Genomic DNA, 23,128 nt, shown 5'->3' with positions numbered 1-23,128 from the left:
GCGGATTGGCCGGATTGCATGGATTGGGTCCCTACAATCGCCGACGCATCCGGCCCACTCTACCGGCAGATATCGGACGCCATCGAGAGCGATATCGCCAGCGGACGCCTCCGGCGCGGGCAGCAATTGCCGACCCACCGGGCGCTCGCCAATGCGCTCGGGATCGATCTGACCACGGTCACGCGCGCCTACAGCGATGCCCGCCGGCGCGGGCTGCTGGATGCCCGGGTCGGGCAGGGAACCTTCGTGTCGGAATCGACCGCACGGGCCTTCCGCGATCTCGCCGAGACGATCAGCGTCGATCTATCGATGAATGTTCCGCCTCAGCCGGTCGAGGCCGGCCTTGATGGCCGGATCATGCGCGGGCTTGCGGCGATCAACGAACGCATCGGCCTCTCGTCCTTCCTGAATTATCAGGCTCCGGGAGGCAGTGAGGCGGAGGCGCAGACGGTCGCGCAATGGCTGCGGACGCGGCTGCCGGCCATCTCCGCCGAGCGGGTGGTGATCTATCCGGGAAGTCAGACCGCGATATTCAACATCCTGTTGTCAGGCCTGAAGGCAGGCGACACGGTGCTGACCGAAGCGCTGACCTATCCCGGTGTGAAGGCGATTACGGAGCGGCTCGGGCTGAAACTCGTCGGCGTTGCGATGGATGAGCAGGGCGCAGTCCCCGATGCGCTCGCGAAAGCGGTCCGGCAGCACAGGCCGAAGGCCGTGTACCTGACGCCGACGATGCACAATCCGACGACCGCGACGATGGGCAAAGGGCGTCGCAAGGAGATCGCGGGTGTATTGCGCCGCGCGAAGGTCATGCTGATCGAGGACGATGCCTATGGCTTGCTCGATCCCGCGCAGCAATTGCTGGCCGACCTGATCCCCGAACAGACTTATCTGACGGTGAGCCTTTCCAAGGCGCTGGCGCCGGCCTTACGCGTGTCGTTCCTGGTCACGCCGGACGAGGCATCGGCACTCGCCTTGCGCCGCAGCCTGCAGGCGACGAGCCAGATGGCGCCGCCGCTGATGACGGCCCTGACGCTCGAGTGGCTGCGCTCGGGTGAGGCCGACCGGATCATGGCTGCGATCCGCGACGAGGCTGCCGGCCGCCAGCAGCTCGCGGCCCGCATGCTGAAAGGATTTTCGTTCGCTGCGCATCCGAAGGGGCACCATCTCTGGCTGATGCTCCCATCGGTGTGGCACCGGACGGCCTTCGTGTCGGACCTGTTTCAGCAAGGCATCGCGGTGGTCGGCAGCGAGGCCTTTGCGGTCGATCGCGATCCGCCGCCGGCGGTCCGGCTTTGTCTCGGAGCGGCGCGAAACCGGGCCGACCTTGCGAGCGCGCTGCACGTCCTTATAAGGACGCTCGGCCGCAGCCACGCGCTGCAGCAGGTGGTATAGGACGGCCATGACCTACAAGGATCGCAGCAGCGGGGCGCGCTTTTCCATCGCCCCGATGATGGACTGGACGGAAGCCCTTATTTCATCGGCGTTTTGAGTGCTTGTAGCACTCTCTGTAGCACCAAGGTTTTCAGCCTTTTGGCCGTGATTGAACGCGGAAACCAAGTCGCCTACAGTCGCTCCCGCCGTCGCTGGCAGACCGCGCAAGCCTTACCCCTCACGGGATTGGTAAATAGTCTGCTGTTCGCCCTGTAGCTCAACGGTTAGAGCTGAGTCCTCATAAGACTTAGGTTGCTGGTTCGAGTCCAGCCGGGGCGACCAGTGTTTAGGAGCCGATAAATGGTTACTGTCGTTTTGACGTTTGGTGCTGTCCTCTTGGTGGCGCGGTGGGCTTCTTCAGTGGCTCCGAACGGCTGGCTTTATACGATCTTAGTTATGGTTGCAGTCATGACTGTTTCTCCGATTGTCGGAGTAGCGGTTGGCCTGCTGCTTAGCCTGACCGGATCACACGGCGGAGTTATTGCGCCTCAAGAGTATTTTCTTTCAGGTCTCCTATGTGGCGCCACCGCGTTGATCGCGACGCCACTGATCGTCTGGTACTACCGCCGTCAGAAGAAGCGCGGCATTGTCTCCGCTCAAGCTCCGGTTCGGTCAGCTTTCGATGCGCTGCGGAGGTGACGGCCTTCGGCTTTGGCGATGGCGGCGCGTGCGGCGATGTAGGGCCTGACCATCTCGTTGCCCTGAGAAAGTTCGTACTGCAAATCCTCGTCGTCCATTTCGTCCCACTGGTCATCAACGAGAGCCTTAAGCGCTTCAAGCATATCAGGAGCGGCGGCAATCAGGCGGGCTTCTTCTTCGCGACGGACATTCTCGGCAATGACCCGCCTGGGGCCGTTGCCAACCTCAAGAATGTCAAAACGGTGAAGCCGATCTCTAACTCCGTTTTTGTGCTTGGCCCAAGCATCCCATGGCTTAAATCCGTATGTATTCATCGCTGTTTCTCCTTTTGTCGATGATAGGACTATATTCGGTGCTACATTGACCTTCTCGGTGCTACATTGTGGCTCCGGGGTCTAAAATCGGCTGTTTTTGCTGCGATATTCGCAATGTCGGTAGTATCAGTCGCAACAGCCCTCAACGACTTTCCTCAGTGAACTCAATGTCAAGTTGCTTATCGTCACATAGACGACTTTCCATTGCACCCATGATGGACTGGACGGACAGGCATTGCCGCGTCTTCCATCGCCTGCTGACGCGCCGCTCGCTGCTCTATACCGAGATGATCACGACGGGCGCCGTGCTGCATGGCGACCGCAAGCGACTCCTGCGCTTCGATCAGACGGAGCACCCGGTCGCGCTGCAACTCGGCGGGTCCGATCCCCGAGAGCTCGCCGAAAGTGCGCGCATCGCGCAGGACTTCGGCTACGACGAGATCAATCTCAATGTCGGCTGTCCGTCCGACCGCGTCCAGGATGGCCGCTTCGGGGCCTGCCTGATGGCGGAGCCGAAGCTCGTCGGCGAATGCGTCGCCGCAATGAAGCAGGCGGTCAGCGTTCCCGTCACCGTGAAATGCCGGATCGGGATCGACGATCAGGATCCGGAGGTCGCCCTCGATGCGCTCACGCTGTCAGTCAAGGCGGCCGGCGTCGATGCGCTGATTGTTCATGCGCGCAAGGCGTGGCTGCAGGGTCTTTCGCCGCGCGAGAACCGCGACATCCCGCCGCTCGATTACGAACGTGTCTATCGGCTGAAGGCTGCGCATCCGGACCTGCATATTTCGATCAACGGCGGCATAGGTTCGATCGAGGCTGCCGCGGACCATCTCAAGCATGTCGATGGCGTGATGATGGGACGCGCGGCCTATCAGGAGCCGTGGCGGCTGCTCGCGGCCGACGCAGCGCTGTTCGGCGGGGAGGCGACCTTCGCCAATCCGAAACAGGCGCTTGAAGCATTCTTTCCCTATGTCGAACGCGAACTCGCAGCCGGCACCCGACTGCATGCGATGACGCGGCATGTGCTCGGCCTGTTTCGCAGCGTGCCCGGTGCGCGCGCTTTCCGGCGGCATATCGCGGTGCATGCTGTGAAGCCGGATGCCGGCATAGCTGTCCTGCGCGACGCGCTCGCGCTGGTGGTAGACACCGGCGCTGCAATGCCGCACACCGCTGCGGCCTGACGCCGGCCGCTTGGCCGGCTTTTCCCCTGGGGCTCCAATGTTCGGCATTCCGGCCAGCGAGCTGGCGTTGCTTGCGGTTGCGATCGTAATCGGCGGCGTTCTGACCGGGTTGCTGGCCGGTCTGTTCGGCGTCGGCGGCGGCGCGATCATCGTGCCGGTGCTGTACGAAATCTTCCGCATCCTCGGTGTGTCGGAAGACATCCGCATCCAGCTCTGCGTCGGGACATCGCTTGCGATCATCATCCCGACTTCGATCCGCTCCTATCTCGCGCATCGCGCGCGCGGAACATTGCCGACCGGCGTTCTGAAGGCCTGGATCGTCCCCATCACGGTCGGAGTGATTGTGGGCGGGGTGATCGCGGCGCTGGCGCCGGCACCCATATTCAAGAGCTTCTTCGCCGTGATGGCGCTTCTGCTCGGCGCAAAATTCCTGTTCGCCAATGAGCGCTGGCGAATCGCCGGGACGCTGCCCGGCCGCGCGCTGATGACGGTATATGGCCTCTTCATCGGGTTCTATTCGGCCATGATGGGCGTTGGCGGCGGGGCGGTCTCGACGCTGATCCTCAGCCTTTATGGTCAGCCGATCCATGCGGCCGTCGGCATTTCCGCCGGCGTCGGCGTGATCATATCCGTGGTCGGGACCATCGGCTTTATCATCGCCGGATTGTCGCACCAGGCGCTGATGCCGCCCCTGTCGATCGGATATGTGTCGCTGATCGGTGTTGCATTGATGGCGCCGGTCAGCGCGTTTGTTGCGCCCTATGGCGCGCGGATCGCGCATGCCCTGTCGCGGCGCAAGCTGGAACTCGCCTTCGGGATTTTCCTTTGGATCGTCGCATTTCGGTTTATCGTGAGCCTGCTGCCTTAAGGGTCTCGATCATCGACAATCCATCGTTCTCCCGGATGGATCTCAGTCCGAATATATCCGGAGGAAACCGACATGAGCCACGCTCGCGGTCGCGCCGCCTTCTCGTGCCGCGATCCTGAAGGCCATCTCTGGAATGCGGGACGTTACGATCCGCGGGCGCAGGCGTCCTGATGGCCAAGCCTGCCGATCTGCGCCGCATCGCGCTGTCGCTGGAGGGCACGACAGAGGCGCCGCATTTTGATCGCGCCGCGTTCAAGGTGAAGCGCATCTTCGTGACGCTCGCCGCAGACGGACGGACCGCGAATTTCAAGTTCACACCGGACGAGCAGGAGTTCAAATGCCTGCTTGCGCCGCGCGCCTTTCAACCCGTCGCTGGCGGATGGGGACGGCAGGGCTGGACCACTGCGACCCTGTCCGAATTGAGCGTTGCGGATTTGCGCCAGGCGCTTGAGATGGCATGGCGGCACGCCGTGCCGAAATCGCCGAAGCGGTGATTGCCCCGGCTACGGATAGCCGCGCAGCACCAGCCGATCGCCGCGCACTTCCCAGCTTTCGAGCCGGTTGAGGAAGCTCATGCCGAGCAAGCTCGTGCGCAATTGTCCGGGCTGTGCGATCAGCGCCGGGACCGACCGCTCGACAAGTCCGCCAACGCTGATGCTGTCGAGCGTTACGGCGGCAGCGCGTGTCTTGCCATTGGCGGTGTCGACGGTGACGCTGTAACTCAGGACTTCAAGCGGAAGGCCCGCAGCCTTTGCGGCTTCCTGCGTCAGCACCACGGCGCTCGCGCCGGTATCGAGAACCATTGGCACGCTGCCGCCATTGACCCGCGTTGCCACATCGAACGATCCGCCTCGGCCGCGCGCAATCTCGACGATGCGTCCGCGGGTCGCCGCGCGGCCGGGCACCATCTCGGCCATGACCCGGTCGTAGGTATCGCGCAGTTCGAAGCGGTAGGTGTAGCCAAGCGCGAGGGCAAAGCCGATCACGACCCAGATCAGCACGATCTGCAGCGCCTTGCCGATGCTTTCCCTAAATACGACGAGCGCGCTGCTGCCCAGAAACACGAGCAGCGCGATTTTCACCGCGAGCGAAGCGAAGTCGTCCGTGCTCAGCGGTCCGACGGTTCCGGCATCGTGCCGCGCCACGAGCACGATGGCGGCCAGCGCAAGGCCGATCAACAGGAGCCAAAGTATCCGGCTACGCAACGGCTATTCCTTCGCCCCGGCGCGGTTGTTCGCGGGCGCTGTCATTGCCGCGATTCGATCCGGCAACAATGCCATGATCCGCCGTCGTTCGCTTGCCGGGAGCGTGCCCCAGCCCGCGATTTCCGCGATGGTGCGGCCGCAGCCGCGGCACAGTTGCGAGCCGGGCTCCAGAACGCAGATCTTCAGACAGGGTGTTTCGATTGCGGACATGCGGGGACCGTCGGTCCGCAAGATAGGCGCGGTTGAGCGAAAGGCAATCCAGCGGCTAATCCGCGGCTTTGCCGGCCGCAGACTGCGACGCGTCTCGCCTCTCGAACGGGATCTGCGGCTGAAGGGCGGGAGAGGGCTCCGACAGCGGGGCGAGGGCTGCCATGACCCGCTCGGGCGGGATCGACACGATGACTTCGGTGCCAACGCGCAGTTTGGATTTCAGCGTGAACGAGCCGCCATGCAGGTCCACGAGACTCTTGGCGATCGGCAGGCCGAGGCCCGCGCCCTGTTCGGCGGACTTGATGGCGTTCGACCCTTGCCCGAACGATGCGAGCACGACCGGGATCTCCTCCTCGGGAATTCCAGGGCCGGTATCCTTGACGCTGAAATATTGTCCGCCGGATGCCGTCCAGCCGACCTTCACCCAGATTTCGCCGCCCTGCGGCGTGAACTTCACCGCGTTCGACAACAGGTTCAGTGCGATCTGCCGGATCGCGCGTTCGTCCGCCCAGACCCGCGGCAAATCCGCCTCGAATACTTCGTGAATGACGATGCCGCGGTTCTTTGCGCGCAGCTTCACGAGATGATGGCAGTCGTGAACGACGTGAGCGAGCGAGATCGCTTCCTCGTTGAGTTCGTAGCGGCCGGCTTCGATACGCGACAGGTCGAGGATCTCGTTGATCAGGCCGAGCAGGTGCTGGCCGGAATCGTGGATGTCGTTCGAATAGTCCTTGTAGGCTGCGACAGCGTGCGGACCGAAAATCTCGTTCTTCATCACTTCGGAGAAGCCGAGGATCGCATTGAGCGGCGTGCGCAGCTCATGACTCATCTGCGCGAGGAAGCGCGACTTGGAGATATTGGCGGCCTCGGCGCGATGGCGCGCTTCGTCGGAAATGGTCTTGGCCTGTTCCAGTTCGCCGATGAGCATGTCTTTCTCGGCGCGGGCCTGCAGCGTCTGCAATGCGGACGAGTAGAGCCGGTGGGCGAGCAGGAGGAAATAACCCTGCGCCGTGATCGCCATGATCGCGAGGATGTAGTCGTGCAGGTTGCCCTTCAGCATGAAGTTGATCGCGACCGCTCCCGTGACCGGCACGGTTGAGGCGAACACGGCGATCGGCAGCGAGAAGGCCAGCATGCTGGACACGGCGACAACCAGCAGCATCACGAACAGCATGAAGGTGCCGGTATTGTCCGAGACGCCGACGGGGTGCACCAGATTGAACATCCAGGCGAGACCGAAGAACAGGTCGAGCAATATGAAGCGGATGCGCCAGGCCTTGATGTTCACCTCGGCCGGCGGCGTCGCAAGGAATTGCCGGCATTTGGTGATCATGACGGCATGGATGATGAGAACGCCGGCGGTCCACACGCCCGCGGTTGCCGCACCGGTCCACAGGCTGGACATGAAGCCGACGGTTGCGACCAGCAGCAGAACAACCAGCGACGCCGACAGCCGGTTCTGCGCGAACATGCGCATCAGTTCGTAATCGAAGACCGGCCGGGTCCCGCTGGCTGAGGTCAGCCGGTCGCGCGCATCCCGCACGCGCTGCGCCGCTACCCGGCGCCGCCTGGATGCGGCCTCCTCGCGTGCGTCGCTGGCGTTACTCGTGGTCATACGCGAACTTCACTGGCTTCCCGGAAAACACTAGCGCTTCAAATCCGAAATTCGCCTTAATCCGGGACCTCCCCGGAGCGAGTTCTGGATTCAAGGACAGCGGTAACTCGTTGATTTCAGCGTGGTTTGGTTGAAATCCCGTCGAAAGCGATCGCGGAGCCAGCAGGGGACAAGTCCGACCAATCGCGCTGGCCAAACTCACCCAAAAACCTTAAGGGCAACCTTATCCAGATGCGCATTCCGGACTAACGGAGGGTTACCCCGTGCGGCTCTATGACGGCGGTCGAGCGCCCAATCCGCGGCGCGTTCGGATCTTCCTGAAGGAGAAGGGGATCGAGATCCCGATCGCGCCGGTTGACCTCGGCGCGATGGAGCATCGCTCGGACGCCTTTGCCGCGATCAATCCGATGCGGCGGGTCCCTGCGCTGGTGCTCGACGACGGCACGGTCATCACCGAATCGATCGCGATCTGCCGCTATTTCGAGGCGCTGAAGCCCGAACCGCCCCTGTTCGGGACAGGGGCGCTCGAGATTGCGCTAGTTGAGATGTGGCAGCGGCGGATCGAACTGCACCTGCTCGCGGGGATCCAGCAGGTTTTCCGCCACCTGCATCCGGGCATGAAAGACCACGAGGTCCCGCAGGTGGCAGCCTGGGGCGAGGCAAACAAGCCGCGGGTGCTGGAATTTCTGGCGTTGCTGGATCGCGAACTGGCCGGGCGGCGTTTCGCCGCTGGTGACAGCTACTCGGTGGCGGACATTACCGGCCTGATCGCGCTGGATTTCATGCGGGCCGCGAAGATGTCCGTGCCGGCCGAGTTCACCCATGTCGGCCGCTGGTATGCGGAGTTATCCGCACGGCCCAGCGCCAAGGCCTGATTGCGCGAATATTTGGCCCAAGCCACTGATAACAAAACGGATTGCTATATTTCGCGCGGTGGTGGTGCGGCGCACGCCCCGGTATACACGGATGTTTGAACGGGATTTGCCCTCCAGTGTGACCAAGCTCATAGGCTGCAGTGAACCGCTCAGGCAGACTGCACGACGAACCTCCAAGCCCATTCATTTCTGCTCATGGAGGACGTCATGTTTCGGAAGGGGTTCGCGTCGTTCCTGATTGCCGCCGCCGCTGCCGCGGCTTTTGCCACCTCCGTGACCGCCCAGGAGCGGACCGAGGCGCCGGCATCGACCGGCTTCGAGCTTGCCCAGGCAGCCCAGTCCGAGAACCGGGTCGCGCTGGTCATCGGCAATTCCGCCTATCAGGTGAACAAGCCGCTGAACAATCCGGTCAACGACGCCCAGGCCGTTTCGCAAATGCTGAACCAGGCCGGGTTTGAAGTCGTGATGGCCTTCGACCTCACCCGCGATATCATGAAGCAGACGGTCGAGGAGTTTGCGGCGCGCGTTCTTGAAAAGGGCAACAATACCGTCGCGATGGTCTACTACGCCGGCCATGGCGTCCAGGCCGATGGTGAAAATTACCTGATCCCGATTGACGCGAAGTTCTCCGACGAAAACGATCTGCCGGAACAGGGTGTGAAGCTCGCCGACATCGTGGCGGCGCTCGAAGCGACGCAGACCAAGGCGCGCATTGTTGTCGTCGATGCCTGCCGCAACAATCCGTTCGGCGGTTCCGCCAATGACGAGAATGGTGGTCTTGCGCTTGTCGATGCTCCCGAAGGCGCGCTGATCGCCTATTCGACTGCGCCGGGCACTGTCGCCTTCGACGGTCTTGGCAAGCACAGCCCGTATGCTGCCGCGTTCATGCGCACCGCGCGCACCCCGAACCTCCCGGTCGAGCAGGTCTTCAAGAAGGTGCGCCTCCTGGTCAACGATTCCACCGACAAGAAGCAGACCCCGTGGGATAGCGCGCGCCTGAAGACCGAATTCGTGTTCTTCGCGAGTGCCGATGCGCCGGTGGCGAATGCTGTGCCCGCAAAGGTCGCGGTTACCGATCTCGGCTCGCGCCCGGTGCGTCAGGCTTATGAAGTCGCGATCGCGGAAGACTCCGAAGAGTACTACGAGGAGTTCGTCCGCGTGTATGCGAACGATCCCCTGGCCGATCACGTGCGCCGGTTGCTCAATCGCCGCAAGCAGATGGTTGCCTGGCAGATCGTCACGCACCGCAATCGTCCGGAAGACTATGCTGACTTCGCACGTCGCTTCCGCGACAGCGGCCTCGTTCGTGCAGCCCGTCGTCTCGAGGAGCGTCCCCGTCAGATCAACATCGCGTTTCCCCGTCGTGGCGAAGGCCGGTTCGGCGATGGCCGTTTCGGTATCCGTGTTGCGATCGCCAATAACGGCCGTCCGGTGATCAATCTGCCTGGCCGCGGCAATGGCAACGTCAATGGCAACATCGGCGGTCGTCCGGTGATCGGCTTCCCGCAGAATGGCGGCAACGGTGGCCGTCCGGTGCTGAACCAGAACGGCAATAACAACCAGAATGGCCAGAACAATAACGGTGGCCGTCCGGTTGCGAGCCTTCCGCAGAACGGCGGCATCAATCCGAATGGCGGCCGTCCGGTCATCAATCAGAACGGCAACAACAACCAGAATGGTCAGAACAACAACGGTGGCCGTCCGGTCAGTATCCCGCAGAACAGCGGTATCAACCCGAATGCCGGTCGTCCGGTGATCAACCCGAATGGCGCGAACAACGCCGGTCAGAACAACAACAATGGTGGGCGTCCTGTCAGCCTTCCGCAGAATGCCGGCATCAACCCGAATGCGGGTCGGCCTGTGATCAACCCGAATGGCCAGAACAACAACGCTGGCCGTCCGGCGAGCTTCCCACAGAATGCTGGCATCAACCCCAATGCCGGACGTCCCGTGATCAACCAGAGCACCGTCAATCGTCCCGCCATCCCGCAGCAGGTCCGTCCGCCGGTGCAGATCCAGCGTCCTCCGGTGCAGACCCAGCGTCCCCCGGTGCAGGTCCAGCGCCAGTTTTCCCAGGCGCCCCGTCAGTCCTTCAATGCCGGCGGCGGCGGTGGTCGTGCCAGCTTCGGTGGTGGCGGCGGTGGTGGCGGCGGTCGCGGCGGTGGCGGACGCCGCTAGGAGAGAGCGATCCGAAAAACAAAAGAAGGCCGGCATTCGCCGGCCTTCTTGCATTCTGTAATCTCGTTCGCGTTTAGAAGCGGTCGAGCCGGGCGATCAGGCTCGAAGTGTCCCAGCGTTTTCCGCCCATGGCCTGAACGTCGGAGTAGAACTGATCGACGAGTGCCGTGACCGGTAGATGCGCGCCGTTGCGTCTGGCTTCTGCCATGCAGATCCCGAGGTCCTTGCGCATCCAGTCGACTGCGAAGCCGAAGTCGAACTGGCCTTCGGCCATGGTCTTGTAGCGGTTCTCCATCTGCCAGGATTGCGCGGCGCCCTTCGAGATCGTCGCGATCAGCTTCTCGATGTCGAGGCCCGCCTTTTTTGCGAAATGCAGACCCTCCGAGAGTCCTTGCACGAGGCCGGCGATGCAGATCTGGTTGACCATCTTGGCGAGCTGGCCGGCCCCCGGCGCACCCATCAGATTGCAGGCGCGCGCATAGGCCGCGATGACTTTCTCTGCGCGCGCAAACGCTTCGGCATCGCCGCCGCACATCACGGTCAGCACGCCATTCTCGGCTCCCGCCTGGCCGCCGGACACCGGCGCATCGATGACGTCAAAGCCGCGCTCCTGTCCCGCCTTGTACAGATCGCGCGCAATCTCGGCCGACGCGGTCGTGTGATCGACGAAAATGGTTCCCTTCTTCATCGCGGCGAAGGCGCCGTCTGGCCCGAGCGTCACCTGACGCAGATCGTCGTCATTGCCCACGCAGCACATGACGAAATCCTGGCCCTCGGCGGCCTGCTTCGGCGTGGGGGCGCTCTTTCCGCCAAACTGGGCCACCCATTTCTCGGCTTTGGCGCCGGTGCGGTTGTAGACGGTGACCTCATGGCCGCCCTTGGTCTTCAGATGCCCCGCCATAGGGTAGCCCATCACGCCGAGCCCCAGAAACGCCACCTTCGCCATACGGTCCTCCTGTCGCGGCGGCCAGGATCGCCGCCAGCCCGTTCAATCGGCGGCCAATGTGACGGCTTGTGCGCAGCCGTCAACCCGCCCTATCTAGGGGCGAGACACCGACAGGAGACCGCGCATCGTGGCGCCCACCAAAGACCAGATCCGCGAGCGGCTCGCGTCCATCGCGGCGCCCGGCGGAGCGAAGCTGACCGAGGCCGGTGTGCTGTCCGACATCATGGTCACGGACGGAAAGGTGTTCTTTTCGCTCAGTGTCGATGCGGCGCAGGTCAAGGCCTGGGAGGGCGTGCGCAAAGAGGTCGAGGACGCGGTGAAGGCTATGCCCGGCGTCACCTCCGCGATGGTTGCGCTGACCGCGGAGCGGGCCGGAGGCGCGCGCGGTGCGCCGCCGCCCCAGCCTGCGCGACCCCAGCATGAGCCACATGGCCATGGCGCGCCCGCGGGGCCCGCCGGCGTGCCGGGCGTGAAGTCGATCATCGCGGTTGCGTCCGGCAAAGGTGGCGTCGGCAAATCCACCACGTCGATCAACCTTGCGCTCGCTTTGCGCGACCTCGGACTGAAGGTCGGCGTTCTCGACGCCGATATCTATGGCCCCTCGATGCCGAAGCTGCTGGCCATTCGCGAAAAGCCGCAGACCATCGGCGGCACGCGTCTCAAGCCGATCAGCCGCTACGATCTCGCGGTGATGTCGATCGGTTTCCTGATCGAGGAAGAGACGCCGATGATCTGGCGCGGTCCGATGGTCATGTCGGCGTTGACGCAGATGCTGCGCGAAGTGGAGTGGGGCAATCTCGACGTGATGGTTGTCGACATGCCGCCCGGCACCGGCGACGCGCAACTCACGATGGCGCAACAGGTGCCGCTCGCAGGCGCGGTCATCGTGTCGACACCGCAGGATCTTGCGCTGATCGATGCGCGGCGCGGCGTTGCGATGTTCAAGCGCGTCAATGTGCCGATCCTCGGCGTCATCGAGAACATGAGTTACTTCGTGTGCCCGGAATGCGGCACGCGTTCCGATATCTTCGGGCATGGCGGCGCAAAGCACGAAGCCGAGCGGCTCAAGGTGCCGTTCCTCGGTGCGGTACCGCTGGACATGACGATCCGCGAGACATCGGATGCGGGGCTGCCGGTGGTTGCGACGCAGCCGGACGGACCGCATGCCAGGGTGTATCGCGACATTGCGCAGAAGCTGCGCGATGCGCTTGCTGGTCCGGGCGCCGGACGTGCGGCACCGAAGATCGTGATAGAGGCTTGAGGACGTTGTGAAGGCAGGCCACAATTATTGGTGTTGCGGCTTGGGAGGACAGGATGCGGACAGGGCGAAGGGCGGTGCTTCGGATTGCGGGACTTTTTGCTACGACGGCAATGGTCGGCGGACTTTGGACAGTGCCGGCGCAGGCTCAGAAGCCACCGGAGCCGGCCATGCAGGAAGTCCTGATCAAGACCACGCTGCTGACGTTCAACGACGCCAATGTCACGCAGAATTACACCGTGCTTCATTCCAAATTGTCGAAACAGTTTCGCGACCAGTTTTCGCCGGAGCGCCTGAAGGAAGTCTTCAAGCCGTTCGTCGACAAGAAGATCGACATCGACCTGATCGCTGCCAAGACACCGATTCCGGCAAAGCCGGCGTCGGTCGACGATCGCGGCGTCCTCTCGATCTCCGGTCATTTCGACACGAAGCCGAGCCACGTATTTTACGACCTCGGTTACGTGATGTCCGACGGCGAGTGGAAGCCGATCAAGATCAACGTCAACGTCCGTCCGCCGGACGCGAACTGACGCGGCCCGAGCGTCCGATGACGCCGGCCTAGTCTTCGGCCCACATTCGCAAGAGGTTCGCGACCGATTTCGAGATCAGGTCGAATTCGGCGCTCTTGCCATCGCGCGCGAAGATCGTGCGTCGCGCCGTGTCGAGATCAAACAGCATTTCGCGCTGTGCGGCGTCGCGCACGAAGCTGCGAGCCCAGCCGGCCACCACATTCCGCTGCCCGCGCGTGACCTGCGCGACGCGATGCAGCGTCGTTGACGGATAGACGATCATCGACCCCGCCGGCAGCTTGATCGCGTCGTCTCCCGCGGAGCTCTCGATCACAAGCTCGCCGCCGTCATAGCTTTCGGGTGCGTCGAGAAACAGCGTGAATGAGACGTCGGTGCGCATGCCGCCCATCAGCGCGTCATCGACATGAACGCCGTATTGCATCCCGACTTCGGTGCGCGAGAACAGAAGCGGGCTCAACGTCTTCGGCCGCACGGCCATGCGGAACAGTTCGCTCTCCATGATCCGCGTCGCAACAAGGCTGCGTACGGCATCGAGGCTCTTGTCCCTGGCGTCGGCCTGCCGGTTGTCCTTGACCTTGCGCGCAGCAAAGCCCGTGGTCTCGCGGCCGTCGATGAATCGCACTGCCGACAGCGCCTCATGAACCGCGGTGAGATCATCGGCCTTGAGAATATCAGCAATCACAATCTGCATGGCTCGACGCATTGCCATGAATTGGCGTAGCTCCGCAAATTCTCTCGCATCAGCTTGGAACGATTCAAATACATGGTGCTTGGCCTTGCCACATGACGCGACTAAGGAAGCACGTCGCGCGCGTCATTGCTGAAAGACTTCGGCTGAGAGACCCTGCCATGAGCATCAATCGCAAGATCTGGATCGGAATCGGCGCATTCGTATTCGCCGGCGGCACGGGATCGCAGGCATTGCCGGTCGCAGCGACAAATGATCTGCAGGCACGCTCTCCCGAAACCATGCCGCACGATGGCCTGAGCGCGGATGTGCGCTCACGAATTATCGCTCATGCACTGACCGTCGGTCAGGGCGGCGAGGGCGGAGAAGGGGGCGAAGGCGGTGAGGGCGGCATCAACGTCGACGCCGCCGCGAAGGACCCGGTCGAATATGGCGTCGCGCTTCAGGTGATCGCCGCGCATTATCATGCGGGTCTTGCTGCCTATGAAGGCAAGGAACAGGAGGCCGGCGCGCAGATGTTCGCGCATGGCCTGTCCGAGATTTATGTCGCGATGGAAGACGTGTTCAAGCAGCTCGGCGTCATCGGTCTGGGCGCAAAGCTGGAAGCTGCCGTCGCCGCCGCGGCCGAGAAGAAGCCTGTCCCCGAGGTCAAGCGAAAGGCCGACGCGGTGTTCGCTGCGCTCGTGGCGGCCGACAGGAAGGCGCCCAGGTCGAAAGATCCGGCGCTGGCCGTGAAGGCGAAGATCGCGGCGGAACTGATCGATCGCGCTGCGGCGCAATATGCCGTCGTTCAGAAAGACAACAATCTGGAGGCGTATCTCGATGGCCTCGGCTTCGCGATGGCTGCCAAAGACCAGGCCAAGGCTGCGCTGCCCTATCTGAAGAAGATTTCTCCGCAGAAAGAGGCCGCCCTGCGGAAGGCTCTCGCACTGGCCGGGCAAGCCTATCCCGGTATCAGGCGCTCGGAAGAGGCCAAAGTGAGCCTGGCGGATCTGCAGTCTGCAGCATCTGCGGCCAAACTTGCGGTTTCCAATTTGCCCTAGCTTCGGGCCGGCTCCCGGGTAACCGATTTTCGCATTGACGCTTCCCGATTGATTTGTGAAAGCCGTCGCACGCTCGGACTCGGCAGGCCCACCTCGGGCTGGCCGGCCGGTCGCCGGGGCGGAGAACCGCAATTCAAAAACTCTACGGGAGCATGAAATGAGACGCCGTCAATTCCTCGCGACGATCGGAGCGGGCGCGGCTGCGGCTGCGATTGCAAAGCCCGCTATCGCGCAATCGAGCCCCGAGATCAAATGGCGACTGACCTCGAGTTTTCCGAAATCACTGGACACGCTGTGGGGGGGCGCCGAGACCTTCTGCAAGGCGGTCTCCGAAGCCACTGACGGCAAGTTTCAGATTCAGCCTTTCGCGGCCGGCGAGATCGTACCCGGTCTGCAGGCAGCTGACGCGGTCACCAATGGCAGCGTCGAGATGGCCCAGACCGCGTCGTATTACTATGTCGGCAAGGACCCGACATTCGCGCTCGCAAGCGCCGTCCCGTTCGGACTGAACACCCGGATGCAGAATTCGTGGCTCTATCAGCATGGCGGTTCCAAGCTGATGGATGAGTTCTATTCGAAGTTCAAATTCGTTGCGTTCCCCGCCGGCAACACGACCTGTCAGATGGGCGGCTGGTACCGCAAGGAAATCAAGGACCTCGCCGATCTGAAGGGCATGAAGATGCGCATCGCCGGGCTTGCCGGGCAGGTGCTGTCGAAGCTCGGTGTCGTCCCGCAGCAGATCGCTGGCGGCGAAATCTACGCAGCGCTCGAAAAGGGTACCGTTGATGCCGCCGAGTGGGTTGGCCCCTACGATGACGAGAAGCTCGGCTTCCAGAAAGTCGCGCCGTTCTATTACTACCCGGGCTGGTGGGAAGGCAGCACGTCGATCCATCACTTCGTGAATATCGACAAGTGGAACTCGCTGCCGAAGAGCTATCAACAGGTGATCCGATCGGCATCGGACACGGCCAACATGACAATGACTGCGAAATACGACGCGGAAAATCCGGGCGCCATCAAGCGTCTCGTCGCGTCCGGCGCGCAATTGCGCGCCTATCCGCAGCCCGTGCTCGATGCCTGCTTCAAGGCTTCGAACGAAGTGTATGCCGACATCTCGGCCAACAACCCGGCCTTCAAGAAGATTTATGACAACATGGTCGCGTTCCGGAACGACGAGTATCTGTGGTGGCAGGTCGCCGAGTACGCCTATGACAGCTACATGATCCGGGCGCGCACGCGCTCCTGACCGTCTTGATCAGCAAATTTTGCGGGCCGGCCCTTTGGGCCGGCCTTTTGCTTTTCCGTCTGGATATCGCCAGTCGCCTTCGACATGATTGTGTTGCGAAAGAACCGCCGCTTGAGCGGTGCTGACCCGGAAGAGGTCGCGCTTCACTGGAGAGGAATGGTGGTCATGAAACGCAGACACTTTCTGAAGGCTGCGACTGCCGGACTTGCAGCCAGCGCGGTTGCCGCCCCGGCTATCGCGCAATCGAATCCCGAAATCCGCTGGCGCCTGACGTCAAGCTTTCCGAAATCGCTCGACACGATCTTTGGTGCGGGTGAGGTGTTCGCGAAGGCGGTGGCCGATATGACGGACAACCGGTTTCACGTTCAGGTCTTCGCATCGGGTGAGATCGTTCCCGGTCTGCAGGCCGCCGATGCGGTGACGAGCGGCACCGTCGAGATGTGTCACACCGCGTCGTACTATTATGTTGGCAAGGATCCGACCTTCGCCTTTGGCACGGCCGTTCCCTTCGGTTTCAATCAACGCATGATCGACGCGTGGATGTTCACCGGCGGCGGCATTGAGCTGATGAACGAGTTCTACAAGAAATATAACATCGTCGCGTTTCCGGCCGGAAACACCGGCGCCCAGATGGGAGGCTGGTTCCGGAAGGAGATCAAGAGCCTGGACGACCTGAAGGGCATGAAGATGCGGATCGGCGGATTTGCCGGACGCGTGCTCGCCAAGCTCGGTGTCGTCGCGCAACAGCTTGCCGGCGGCGATATTTATGCGGCGCTCGAGAAGGGCACGATCGATGCGGCCGAATGGGTCGGCCCCTATGACGACGAGAAACTCGGCTTCCACAAGGTCGCGCCGTTCTACTATTACCCGGGTTGGTGGGAAGGCGGCCCCATGCTGCACAATTTCATCAATATCGGGAAATGGAACGAGTTGCCGAAGAACTATCAGGCGATCGTCCAGTCGGCATCGCATGTCGCCAACACGATCATGATGGCGCGATACGATGCCGGAAATCCGGGGGCGCTCCGGCGTCTCGTTGCGGGCGGTGCGCAGTTGCGTTCATTCCCGCAGGCGACGATGGATGCGTGTTACACTGCGGCTAATGAGCTTTACAACGAGACCGCTGCGAAGAATCCGGACTTCAAGAAGATCCACGACAGCGTGATGGCATTCCGCAACGAGCAATATCTGTGGTGGCAGGTCGCGGAATATGGTTACGACAGCTTCATGATCCGCGCCCGCGCGCGCACCTGATCATCTCGTAGCAAGGACGACGGCAAAGCCCCGCAATCCGGGGCTTTGTTTTTTGCGCCCTATTTCATCTTGTTGGGATCGCTGAAATCGAGCTGCGGCATGTCGATCTGCGGCAGGTCGATCTTGATCGTTGCGGGATCGACCTTCGGTCCCTTGTCGAGCCAGTAAGTCACCGAGCCCGGCCAGAAGATCAGGATGATAACCAGAATGATCTGCAGGAACAGCCACGGGATTGCGCCGAGATAGATGTCCTTCGTCTTCACGGAGGACGGGGCGATGCCGCGCAGGTAGAACAACGCGAACCCGAAGGGCGGGTGCATGAAGCTCGTCTGGACGTTGGCGCAGATGAGGACGCCGAACCAGATCAGGTCGATCCCGAGCTTCTCGGCAACGGGCGCCAGAAGCGGGATGACGATGAACACGATCTCGAAGAAATCGAGGAAGAACGCGATCACGAAGATGAAGACGTTGGCGAAGAACAGGAAGCCGACCTGTCCGCCGGGCAGCGAGATCAGATAGCCCTCGATCCATTCCTTGCCGCCGACGCCCTGGAACACGAGGCTGAACACGCGCGCGCCGATGAGGATAAACACCACGAAGGCGGTGATGCGCATGGTGCTCGACATGCCCTGCCAGACCAGCGGCCAGGTCAGCGTGCGGTTGAACGCTGCGAGGATGAAGGCGCCGACAACGCCGAGCGCGCCGGCTTCGGTCGGGGTCGCAAGGCCCATGAAGATGGTGCCGAGCACGACGAAGATGAGCGCGAGCGAGGGGATGATGCCGCGCAGGCACTTCTTCCACAGCGCCCAGCCATGAAGCGTGCGCTGCTCCGGCGGCAGCGCCGGAACGTCCTGCGGCCGCACGATGCTGAGGATGAGCACCCAGATGCAAAACAGGACGAGCTGGATCATGCTCGGCCCGATTGCCCCCATGTACATGTCGCCGACGGAACGGCCGAGCTGGTCGGCCAGCACGATGAGGACGAGCGAGGGCGGAATCAACTGCGTGATGGTGCCCGATGCCGCGATGACGCCGGTGGTATGGCGGACCGAATAGCCGGCGCGCGTCATCGCCGGCAGTGCAATTACCGCCATGGCGATCACCGATGCGGCCACCGTGCCGGTGATCGCGCCGAGGATGGCTCCGACGAAAATCACCGCGTAGGACAGGCCGCCGCGAACGGGCCCGAACAACTGTCCGATGGAATCCAGAAGGTCTTCGGCCAGGCCGCAGCGTTCGAGGATCGCTCCCATCAGAGTGAAGAAGGGGATCGAAAGCAGCAGGTCGTTTGAGACGATGCCGTAGAGCTGATAGGTCAGGTTGCCGAGGAAGTCCGGCCGGATCAGTCCGAGTTCGACGCCGATCAATCCGAAGAACAGGCCGACGGCGGCGAGTGAGAATGCGGCGGGATAACCAATAATCAAAAAGACGACGAGGCCGCCGAACATCAGCGGCGCCATATTGTGTGTGATAAAGTGGATCATTGCAGGGGCTTTTCGTATTCGAACTCGAGATTGCGATGTTCGATCAGCGCCTGGATGCGCTTGATGATTTCCGAGACGCCTTGCAATGCCACCAGAGCGAAGCCTATCGGCAGGATCAGCTTGACCGGCCAGCGAACAAGGCCGCCGGCATTCATGGAGCTCTCGTTGATCCGCCAGGATTCAACGAACCACGGCCAGGTGAAGTAGATCATGATGATGCAGATCGGCAGGAGGAAGAAGATGCCTCCGAGCAGGTCGATCCAGAGCCGGACGCGTTCCGACATCATCGAGTAGAACAGGTCGACGCGCACATGCTCGTTGATCTTGAGCACATAAGGCGCACCGAGCAGCACCATCGCCGCGAACAGGTACCACTGGATTTCCAGCCAGGCATTCGAGCTGGCGCTGAACATGTAGCGGCTGACGGCGTTTCCGGCGCTGATGAGCGTCGCGATCAGGACGGTCCAGGTCGCAATGCGGCCAAACTGGTCGTTGACCCAGTCGATGGCGCGGCTGAGCCGCAGCAACGGATCCAGCATGTCGTCCCCTGAGCGAGCCGGCCGCCGTGCCCGTCCCCCCTTGGCCCAGGACGCTTCCGGCAAAGCGATTAATCCGAACCTATAGGCGAGCGTCAATCGGAAGTTCGATGGTCTATGCCGGGGGAATCGCGGTGGCGGCGAGTTCTCGCCGTCTTACAGCTTCACGGTGCAGAGCATAGAGCCCACTCAGGGCGATCAGGGTGGCCCCAACCAATGCCCAACGATCCGGGATTTCGCCAAAGGCGACGTAGCCCGCGATCCCCATCCAGATCAGAAGCGTGTAGCGGAACGGCGCCACGGCGGCGATTTCAACGCCCCGAAAGGCGTGGACCACGAGATAGGTGCCAAGGCCAAGGAACGCTGAAGCGATCCCAAGCTGTGTCCATTGCAGCAGATTGGGCATGGACCAGCTCTCGGTCATTCCGATTCCGGCGCCAAGCAAGGTCACCAGAAATGTGCCGTACAATCCGATCGCCAGAGAGGGGATGGACGGGTCGATGCGCCTTGTCGTCAGGTCGCGCCCTGCAGAGAACAAGGCGGATGCGATGCCGGCCAGGGCCCAGGCATCGAACGCGCCCGCGCCTGGCTTCACGATAAACAAAGTCCCGGCCAGTCCGACGGCGATTGCCGCCCAGCGCCGCCAGCCGATGGCCTCGCCAAGCATGATCGCGGCGAGCGCGGTCAACATCAGGGGGGCTGTCATCACGACCGCCGAGAGGTCGGCGATATACATGTTCACGAGCGCAGCGATGAAAAACAACGTGCCGAGCGCGTCAAAAAGCGCGCGCCACAAGACAGCAGGTTTTGCCGCCGGCACGATGTGATGAAGAGCGCCGGTCGCGCCCAGCACCGCCCCGAGGATGAGCAGCACCAGCGAGCCGCGCAGGAACAGGACTTCCCCAAACGGCAATTCGCGGGCGACCAGCTTCACGAAGGAATCGTTGACCGTGTAAGCGGCCATGCCGAAGGTCAATGCGATCATGCCGCGGCGGTTGGCTGCGGACTGGCTCACGGCATTCTTTTCCGAAACAGACGGGCGCGTCAGCCGCCCGTGACGCTCATGTGGCGGGGCAGGGCGGGACGCGAATGACGGCGGTCGATGACGAAGTCGTGGCCCTTGGGCTTTCGTGCGACGGCCGCGTCGATCGCGGCATGCAGGGCGTCGTCGGACTCAGACGCGCGCAGCGGGGCACGCAAGTCGGCGGCATCCTCCTGCCCGAGGCACATGAACAGCGTACCAGTGCAGGTCAGGCGGACGCGGTTGCACGACTCGCAAAAATTGTGGGTCATCGGCGTGATGAAGCCGAGCCGCCCGCCAGTCTCGGCAACGCGCACATAGCGTGCGGGACCGCCGGTGCGATAGTCGATCTCGTCGAGCGTGTAGCGCTCGGCGAGCCGGCCGCGCACCATCGAGAGCGGCAGATACTGGTCGAGCCGCGCTTCGCCGACATCGCCCAGCGGCATCACCTCGATCAATGTCAGGTCCATCCCGCGGCCATGCGACCACGCAACGAGGTCCGCGATCTCGTCCTCATTCACGCCTTTCAGCGCGACCGCGTTGATCTTCACCTTCAATCCGGCAGCCTGCGCCGCATCGATTCCGGCGAGCACGCGCGACAGGTCGCCCCAGCGTGTAATGGCGCGGAATTTGTCGGCATCGAGCGTGTCGAGCGAGACATTGATGCGCTCGACGCCATGGTCCTTCAATTCGGCCGCGTATTTCGCAAGCTGCGAGCCGTTCGTCGTGAGCGTCAATTCGTCCAGCGCATCCGAGCGCAGATGACGCGACAGGGATGCAAACAGCGTCATGATCCCGCGACGGACCAGAGGTTCGCCGCCCGTCAGACGCAGCTTCCTGACGCCGCGTGAAATGAAAGCCGAGCAGACCCGATCGAGCTCTTCCAGCGACAGCAGGTCGGCCTTCGGAAGAAACGCCATGTCCTCGGACATGCAATAGACGCAGCGGAAGTCGCAGCGGTCCGTCACTGAAACGCGCAGATACGAAATCTGCCGCGCGAATGGATCAATCAGCGGCGGACGCTGGTTGTCGCGGTCAATCTGGATTGTTTGCGGTGCAGCATTCATGATCTATCGCTCACCCCACATATAGGGCTTCCAGGCCGCCCGCGAAACCGGTCCCGCCTGCGTGGCGAAACCGGGCAGGGAACGCTATCAGGATCACCGGGGCTGTCCAGCGAGAGAGGGTAAGGGCGCAATGAGTTCCACGGATGCGACCGGGTCCGGTCCCTGGCCGACCGAGCTTCGCCTGAGCAAGGATAGGCGTACGCTTTCCATTGCCTTCGACAACGGGGAGCGGTTCGACCTGCCGGCCGAATACCTGCGGGTGAAAAGCCCGAGCGCGGAAGTGCAGGGGCATTCGCCGGACGAGCGCAAGACCGTGCCCGGCAAGCGCGACGTGATGATCCTGGAGATCCAGCCGATCGGAAATTACGCCGTGCGGCTGACCTTCGACGACATGCATTCCACCGGCATTTACGCGTGGGACTATTTCGGCGAACTCGGCCGCAATCACGCACGCTACTGGCAGGATTACCTCGACGAGCTCGCGTCAAAGGGATTGTCGCGCGAGCCGGCGGGCCGGAAGGCATAACTCAGGCGGGAACGCTGCTGCGCAACGTCCCCGCCCGGCCGGGATCTCACTTCACCACGATGACCTTGGCGCCGATCTTCACGCGCTCATAAAGGTCGATGACGTCCTCATTGGTCAGCCGGATGCAGCCCGATGAATCGGCCTCGCCGACCGAATCCGGGTCATGCGTGCCGTGGATGCGATAGATTGTCGATCCGATATACATCGCGCGCGCACCGAGCGGGTTGCCGGGGCCACCCTTCATGTGGCGCGGCAGTCCGGGCTGACGCTTCAGCATTTCAGGAGGTGGCCGCCAGTCCGGCCACTCGCGCTTGTTACTGACGGTGTGGATGCCGTTCCACGTGAAGCCGTCGCGTCCGACGCCGACGCCGTAGCGGATCGCGCGATTGTTGCCGAGGACGTAATAGAGCTTTCGCTCCTTGGTGAAGACGATGACGGTGCCGGGCTTTTCCTTGGTCTCGAACCCGACCTCCTGACGCTTGAGCGAAAGGATTTCAAAAAGTCCCTTCATTCTGGTGCCCTGGGCGGCGCCGCCCAGCAGCCGGTTGTCCGGATCGGTAATAGCCGGGTTGGCAAGCGCCAGCGACCCGGCGGCTCCGCTCAACACCAAGGCAAGTGCGATTTTCAAAAGACGCAGCTGCATGTCCCCCGAGCTTCCGCATATGTGTGTGAAGCGGATGCGACCACCCAAATCCAGATGGCCACAGAATTTGGGCGCTCGCAAGCCAGGTGGAGTGGCGCAGTCGCGCAAAAAGTGTGGCCTGAGTATCTACAATTTTTTAGTTTGACTTATCGAATATGCTCTCATAGGTTGCATATACGCAACCTGTGGGTTCCATGAGCAGCAGTGTCGCCCGGATCCAGAACGCGCTCGGTCAGCCAGGAGATGGCGACGCGGCGGTTCTCATTGGAATTCTCGACGGGGTGCCCGATCTGGAGTGCGACGATTTCGACGGGGTCGCGCTGGCCGTCGAGTCTTCGATGCTGCCCGGGCACGCCGCGGAACCCGA

Annotated in this window: 24 protein-coding genes and 1 tRNA gene; 14 read left to right on the top strand and 11 right to left on the bottom strand. The window is 62.5% G+C overall.

The features are described 5' to 3' along the window. Positions 1-18 precede the first annotated feature (18 nt). The 3 genes from VNZ93_RS15710 (at position 19) to VNZ93_RS15700 (ending at position 2,073) form a co-directional block, all read left to right on the top strand. Positions 19-1,395, top strand: coding sequence for a PLP-dependent aminotransferase family protein (locus tag VNZ93_RS15710; RefSeq protein ID WP_325706956.1), 1,377 nt, complete (start codon positions 19-21; stop codon positions 1,393-1,395). A 245-nt stretch (positions 1,396-1,640) separates the two neighbouring features. Next, a tRNA-Ile gene (locus VNZ93_RS15705) sits at positions 1,641-1,716 on the top strand. Positions 1,717-1,734: 18 nt separating this feature from the next. After that, a complete protein-coding gene (locus VNZ93_RS15700; protein ID WP_325706953.1) occupies positions 1,735-2,073 on the top strand; it encodes a hypothetical protein in 339 nt (112 codons plus the stop codon). Here the strand turns inward: VNZ93_RS15700 and VNZ93_RS15695 are convergent. Next, positions 2,031-2,387 carry a hypothetical protein gene (locus tag VNZ93_RS15695; protein ID WP_325706950.1) on the bottom strand — a complete coding sequence of 119 codons (357 nt, stop codon included), beginning with the start codon at positions 2,385-2,387 and terminating at the stop codon, positions 2,031-2,033. The two genes, VNZ93_RS15700 and VNZ93_RS15695, sit on opposite strands and share 43 nt — an antisense overlap. A 167-nt stretch (positions 2,388-2,554) precedes the next feature. Between VNZ93_RS15695 and dusA the strand changes: the two genes are divergently transcribed. From dusA to VNZ93_RS15680, 3 genes are all read left to right on the top strand, one after another. Next, positions 2,555-3,568: a tRNA dihydrouridine(20/20a) synthase DusA gene (gene dusA / locus VNZ93_RS15690; protein WP_325706947.1), complete on the top strand. Its 1,014-nt coding sequence runs from the start codon at positions 2,555-2,557 to the stop codon at positions 3,566-3,568. Between the two features lie 37 nt (positions 3,569-3,605). Continuing rightward, positions 3,606-4,436: a sulfite exporter TauE/SafE family protein gene (locus VNZ93_RS15685; RefSeq protein ID WP_325706944.1), complete on the top strand. Its 831-nt coding sequence runs from the start codon at positions 3,606-3,608 to the stop codon at positions 4,434-4,436. Between the two features lie 170 nt (positions 4,437-4,606). Beyond that, positions 4,607-4,930 carry an MmcQ/YjbR family DNA-binding protein gene (locus VNZ93_RS15680; RefSeq protein ID WP_325706941.1) on the top strand — a complete coding sequence of 108 codons (324 nt, stop codon included), beginning with the start codon at positions 4,607-4,609 and terminating at the stop codon, positions 4,928-4,930. Positions 4,931-4,939: 9 nt separating this feature from the next. Here VNZ93_RS15680 and VNZ93_RS15675 read toward each other — a convergent pair whose 3' ends face one another. From VNZ93_RS15675 to VNZ93_RS15665, 3 genes are read right to left on the bottom strand one after another with little or no spacing between them, the layout of a single operon-like run. Next, positions 4,940-5,641, bottom strand: coding sequence for a TIGR02281 family clan AA aspartic protease (locus tag VNZ93_RS15675; RefSeq protein WP_325706938.1), 702 nt, complete (start codon positions 5,639-5,641; stop codon positions 4,940-4,942). Between the two features lie 3 nt (positions 5,642-5,644). Beyond that, on the bottom strand, positions 5,645-5,851 hold the full coding sequence (locus VNZ93_RS15670) for a DUF1289 domain-containing protein (RefSeq protein WP_325706934.1): 207 nt from the start codon (positions 5,849-5,851) through the stop codon (positions 5,645-5,647). Between the two features lie 55 nt (positions 5,852-5,906). Further along, positions 5,907-7,466 (bottom strand): HAMP domain-containing sensor histidine kinase, encoded by a 1,560-nt coding sequence (locus VNZ93_RS15665; protein WP_325706931.1) that lies wholly within the window; start codon positions 7,464-7,466, stop codon positions 5,907-5,909. Positions 7,467-7,729: 263 nt separating this feature from the next. Between VNZ93_RS15665 and VNZ93_RS15660 the strand changes: the two genes are divergently transcribed. Continuing rightward, positions 7,730-8,341: a glutathione S-transferase gene (locus VNZ93_RS15660; protein ID WP_325706928.1), complete on the top strand. Its 612-nt coding sequence runs from the start codon at positions 7,730-7,732 to the stop codon at positions 8,339-8,341. A gap of 207 nt (positions 8,342-8,548) precedes the next feature. Beyond that, complete coding sequence (locus VNZ93_RS15655) at positions 8,549-10,519, top strand: caspase family protein (RefSeq protein WP_325706925.1); 1,971 nt, start codon at positions 8,549-8,551, stop codon at positions 10,517-10,519. Between the two features lie 73 nt (positions 10,520-10,592). Here the strand turns inward: VNZ93_RS15655 and VNZ93_RS15650 are convergent, their stop codons facing one another. Further along, positions 10,593-11,465: an NAD(P)-dependent oxidoreductase gene (locus tag VNZ93_RS15650; protein WP_325706922.1), complete on the bottom strand. Its 873-nt coding sequence runs from the start codon at positions 11,463-11,465 to the stop codon at positions 10,593-10,595. A gap of 127 nt (positions 11,466-11,592) precedes the next feature. Between VNZ93_RS15650 and VNZ93_RS15645 the strand changes: the two genes are divergently transcribed. Beyond that, positions 11,593-12,726 carry an Mrp/NBP35 family ATP-binding protein gene (locus tag VNZ93_RS15645; RefSeq protein WP_325706919.1) on the top strand — a complete coding sequence of 378 codons (1,134 nt, stop codon included), beginning with the start codon at positions 11,593-11,595 and terminating at the stop codon, positions 12,724-12,726. A gap of 74 nt (positions 12,727-12,800) precedes the next feature. Continuing rightward, positions 12,801-13,253, top strand: coding sequence for a hypothetical protein (locus VNZ93_RS15640; RefSeq protein ID WP_325706916.1), 453 nt, complete (start codon positions 12,801-12,803; stop codon positions 13,251-13,253). 28 nt (positions 13,254-13,281) lie between these two features. On the opposite strand, the gene VNZ93_RS15635 is transcribed toward VNZ93_RS15640, so the two are convergent. After that, positions 13,282-13,962: a Fe2+-dependent dioxygenase gene (locus VNZ93_RS15635; RefSeq protein ID WP_325706913.1), complete on the bottom strand. Its 681-nt coding sequence runs from the start codon at positions 13,960-13,962 to the stop codon at positions 13,282-13,284. Positions 13,963-14,102: 140 nt separating this feature from the next. On the opposite strand from VNZ93_RS15635, the gene VNZ93_RS15630 reads away from it, so the two are divergent. The 3 genes from VNZ93_RS15630 (at position 14,103) to VNZ93_RS15620 (ending at position 17,484) form a co-directional block, all read left to right on the top strand. Continuing rightward, positions 14,103-14,984: a hypothetical protein gene (locus VNZ93_RS15630; protein ID WP_325706910.1), complete on the top strand. Its 882-nt coding sequence runs from the start codon at positions 14,103-14,105 to the stop codon at positions 14,982-14,984. A gap of 157 nt (positions 14,985-15,141) precedes the next feature. Then, on the top strand, positions 15,142-16,230 hold the full coding sequence (locus VNZ93_RS15625) for a TRAP transporter substrate-binding protein (protein WP_325706907.1): 1,089 nt from the start codon (positions 15,142-15,144) through the stop codon (positions 16,228-16,230). 165 nt (positions 16,231-16,395) lie between these two features. After that, positions 16,396-17,484, top strand: coding sequence for a TRAP transporter substrate-binding protein (locus tag VNZ93_RS15620; protein WP_325706905.1), 1,089 nt, complete (start codon positions 16,396-16,398; stop codon positions 17,482-17,484). A 59-nt stretch (positions 17,485-17,543) separates the two neighbouring features. On the opposite strand, the gene VNZ93_RS15615 is transcribed toward VNZ93_RS15620, so the two are convergent. The 4 genes from VNZ93_RS15615 to moaA form a co-directional block, all read right to left on the bottom strand. Beyond that, positions 17,544-18,968: a TRAP transporter large permease subunit gene (locus VNZ93_RS15615; RefSeq protein ID WP_325706902.1), complete on the bottom strand. Its 1,425-nt coding sequence runs from the start codon at positions 18,966-18,968 to the stop codon at positions 17,544-17,546. After that, complete coding sequence (locus VNZ93_RS15610; protein ID WP_325707021.1) at positions 18,965-19,504, bottom strand: TRAP transporter small permease subunit; 540 nt, start codon at positions 19,502-19,504, stop codon at positions 18,965-18,967. The genes VNZ93_RS15615 and VNZ93_RS15610 overlap by 4 nt, the downstream gene beginning before the upstream one ends. Before the next feature lie 115 nt (positions 19,505-19,619). Continuing rightward, positions 19,620-20,519, bottom strand: a complete 900-nt coding sequence (locus tag VNZ93_RS15605; RefSeq protein WP_325706899.1) for a DMT family transporter — start codon at positions 20,517-20,519, stop codon at positions 19,620-19,622. A gap of 29 nt (positions 20,520-20,548) precedes the next feature. Beyond that, complete coding sequence (gene moaA / locus VNZ93_RS15600; RefSeq protein WP_325706896.1) at positions 20,549-21,592, bottom strand: GTP 3',8-cyclase MoaA; 1,044 nt, start codon at positions 21,590-21,592, stop codon at positions 20,549-20,551. 130 nt (positions 21,593-21,722) lie between these two features. Here moaA and VNZ93_RS15595 point away from each other — a divergent pair, with 130 nt between their 5' ends. Beyond that, a complete protein-coding gene (locus VNZ93_RS15595) occupies positions 21,723-22,118 on the top strand; it encodes a DUF971 domain-containing protein (RefSeq protein ID WP_325706893.1) in 396 nt (131 codons plus the stop codon). Between the two features lie 46 nt (positions 22,119-22,164). On the opposite strand, the gene VNZ93_RS15590 is transcribed toward VNZ93_RS15595, so the two are convergent. Continuing rightward, positions 22,165-22,761 carry a L,D-transpeptidase gene (locus VNZ93_RS15590; protein ID WP_325706890.1) on the bottom strand — a complete coding sequence of 199 codons (597 nt, stop codon included), beginning with the start codon at positions 22,759-22,761 and terminating at the stop codon, positions 22,165-22,167. Positions 22,762-23,128: the final 367 nt, after the last annotated feature.

Origin of the sequence: Pseudorhodoplanes sp. (assembly GCF_035565795.1) — a bacterium.
GTDB lineage: Bacteria > Pseudomonadota > Alphaproteobacteria > Rhizobiales > Xanthobacteraceae > Pseudorhodoplanes.
Note: the sequence above shows the minus strand (reverse complement) of the source record. Positions and strands in the feature narration are given on the sequence as shown.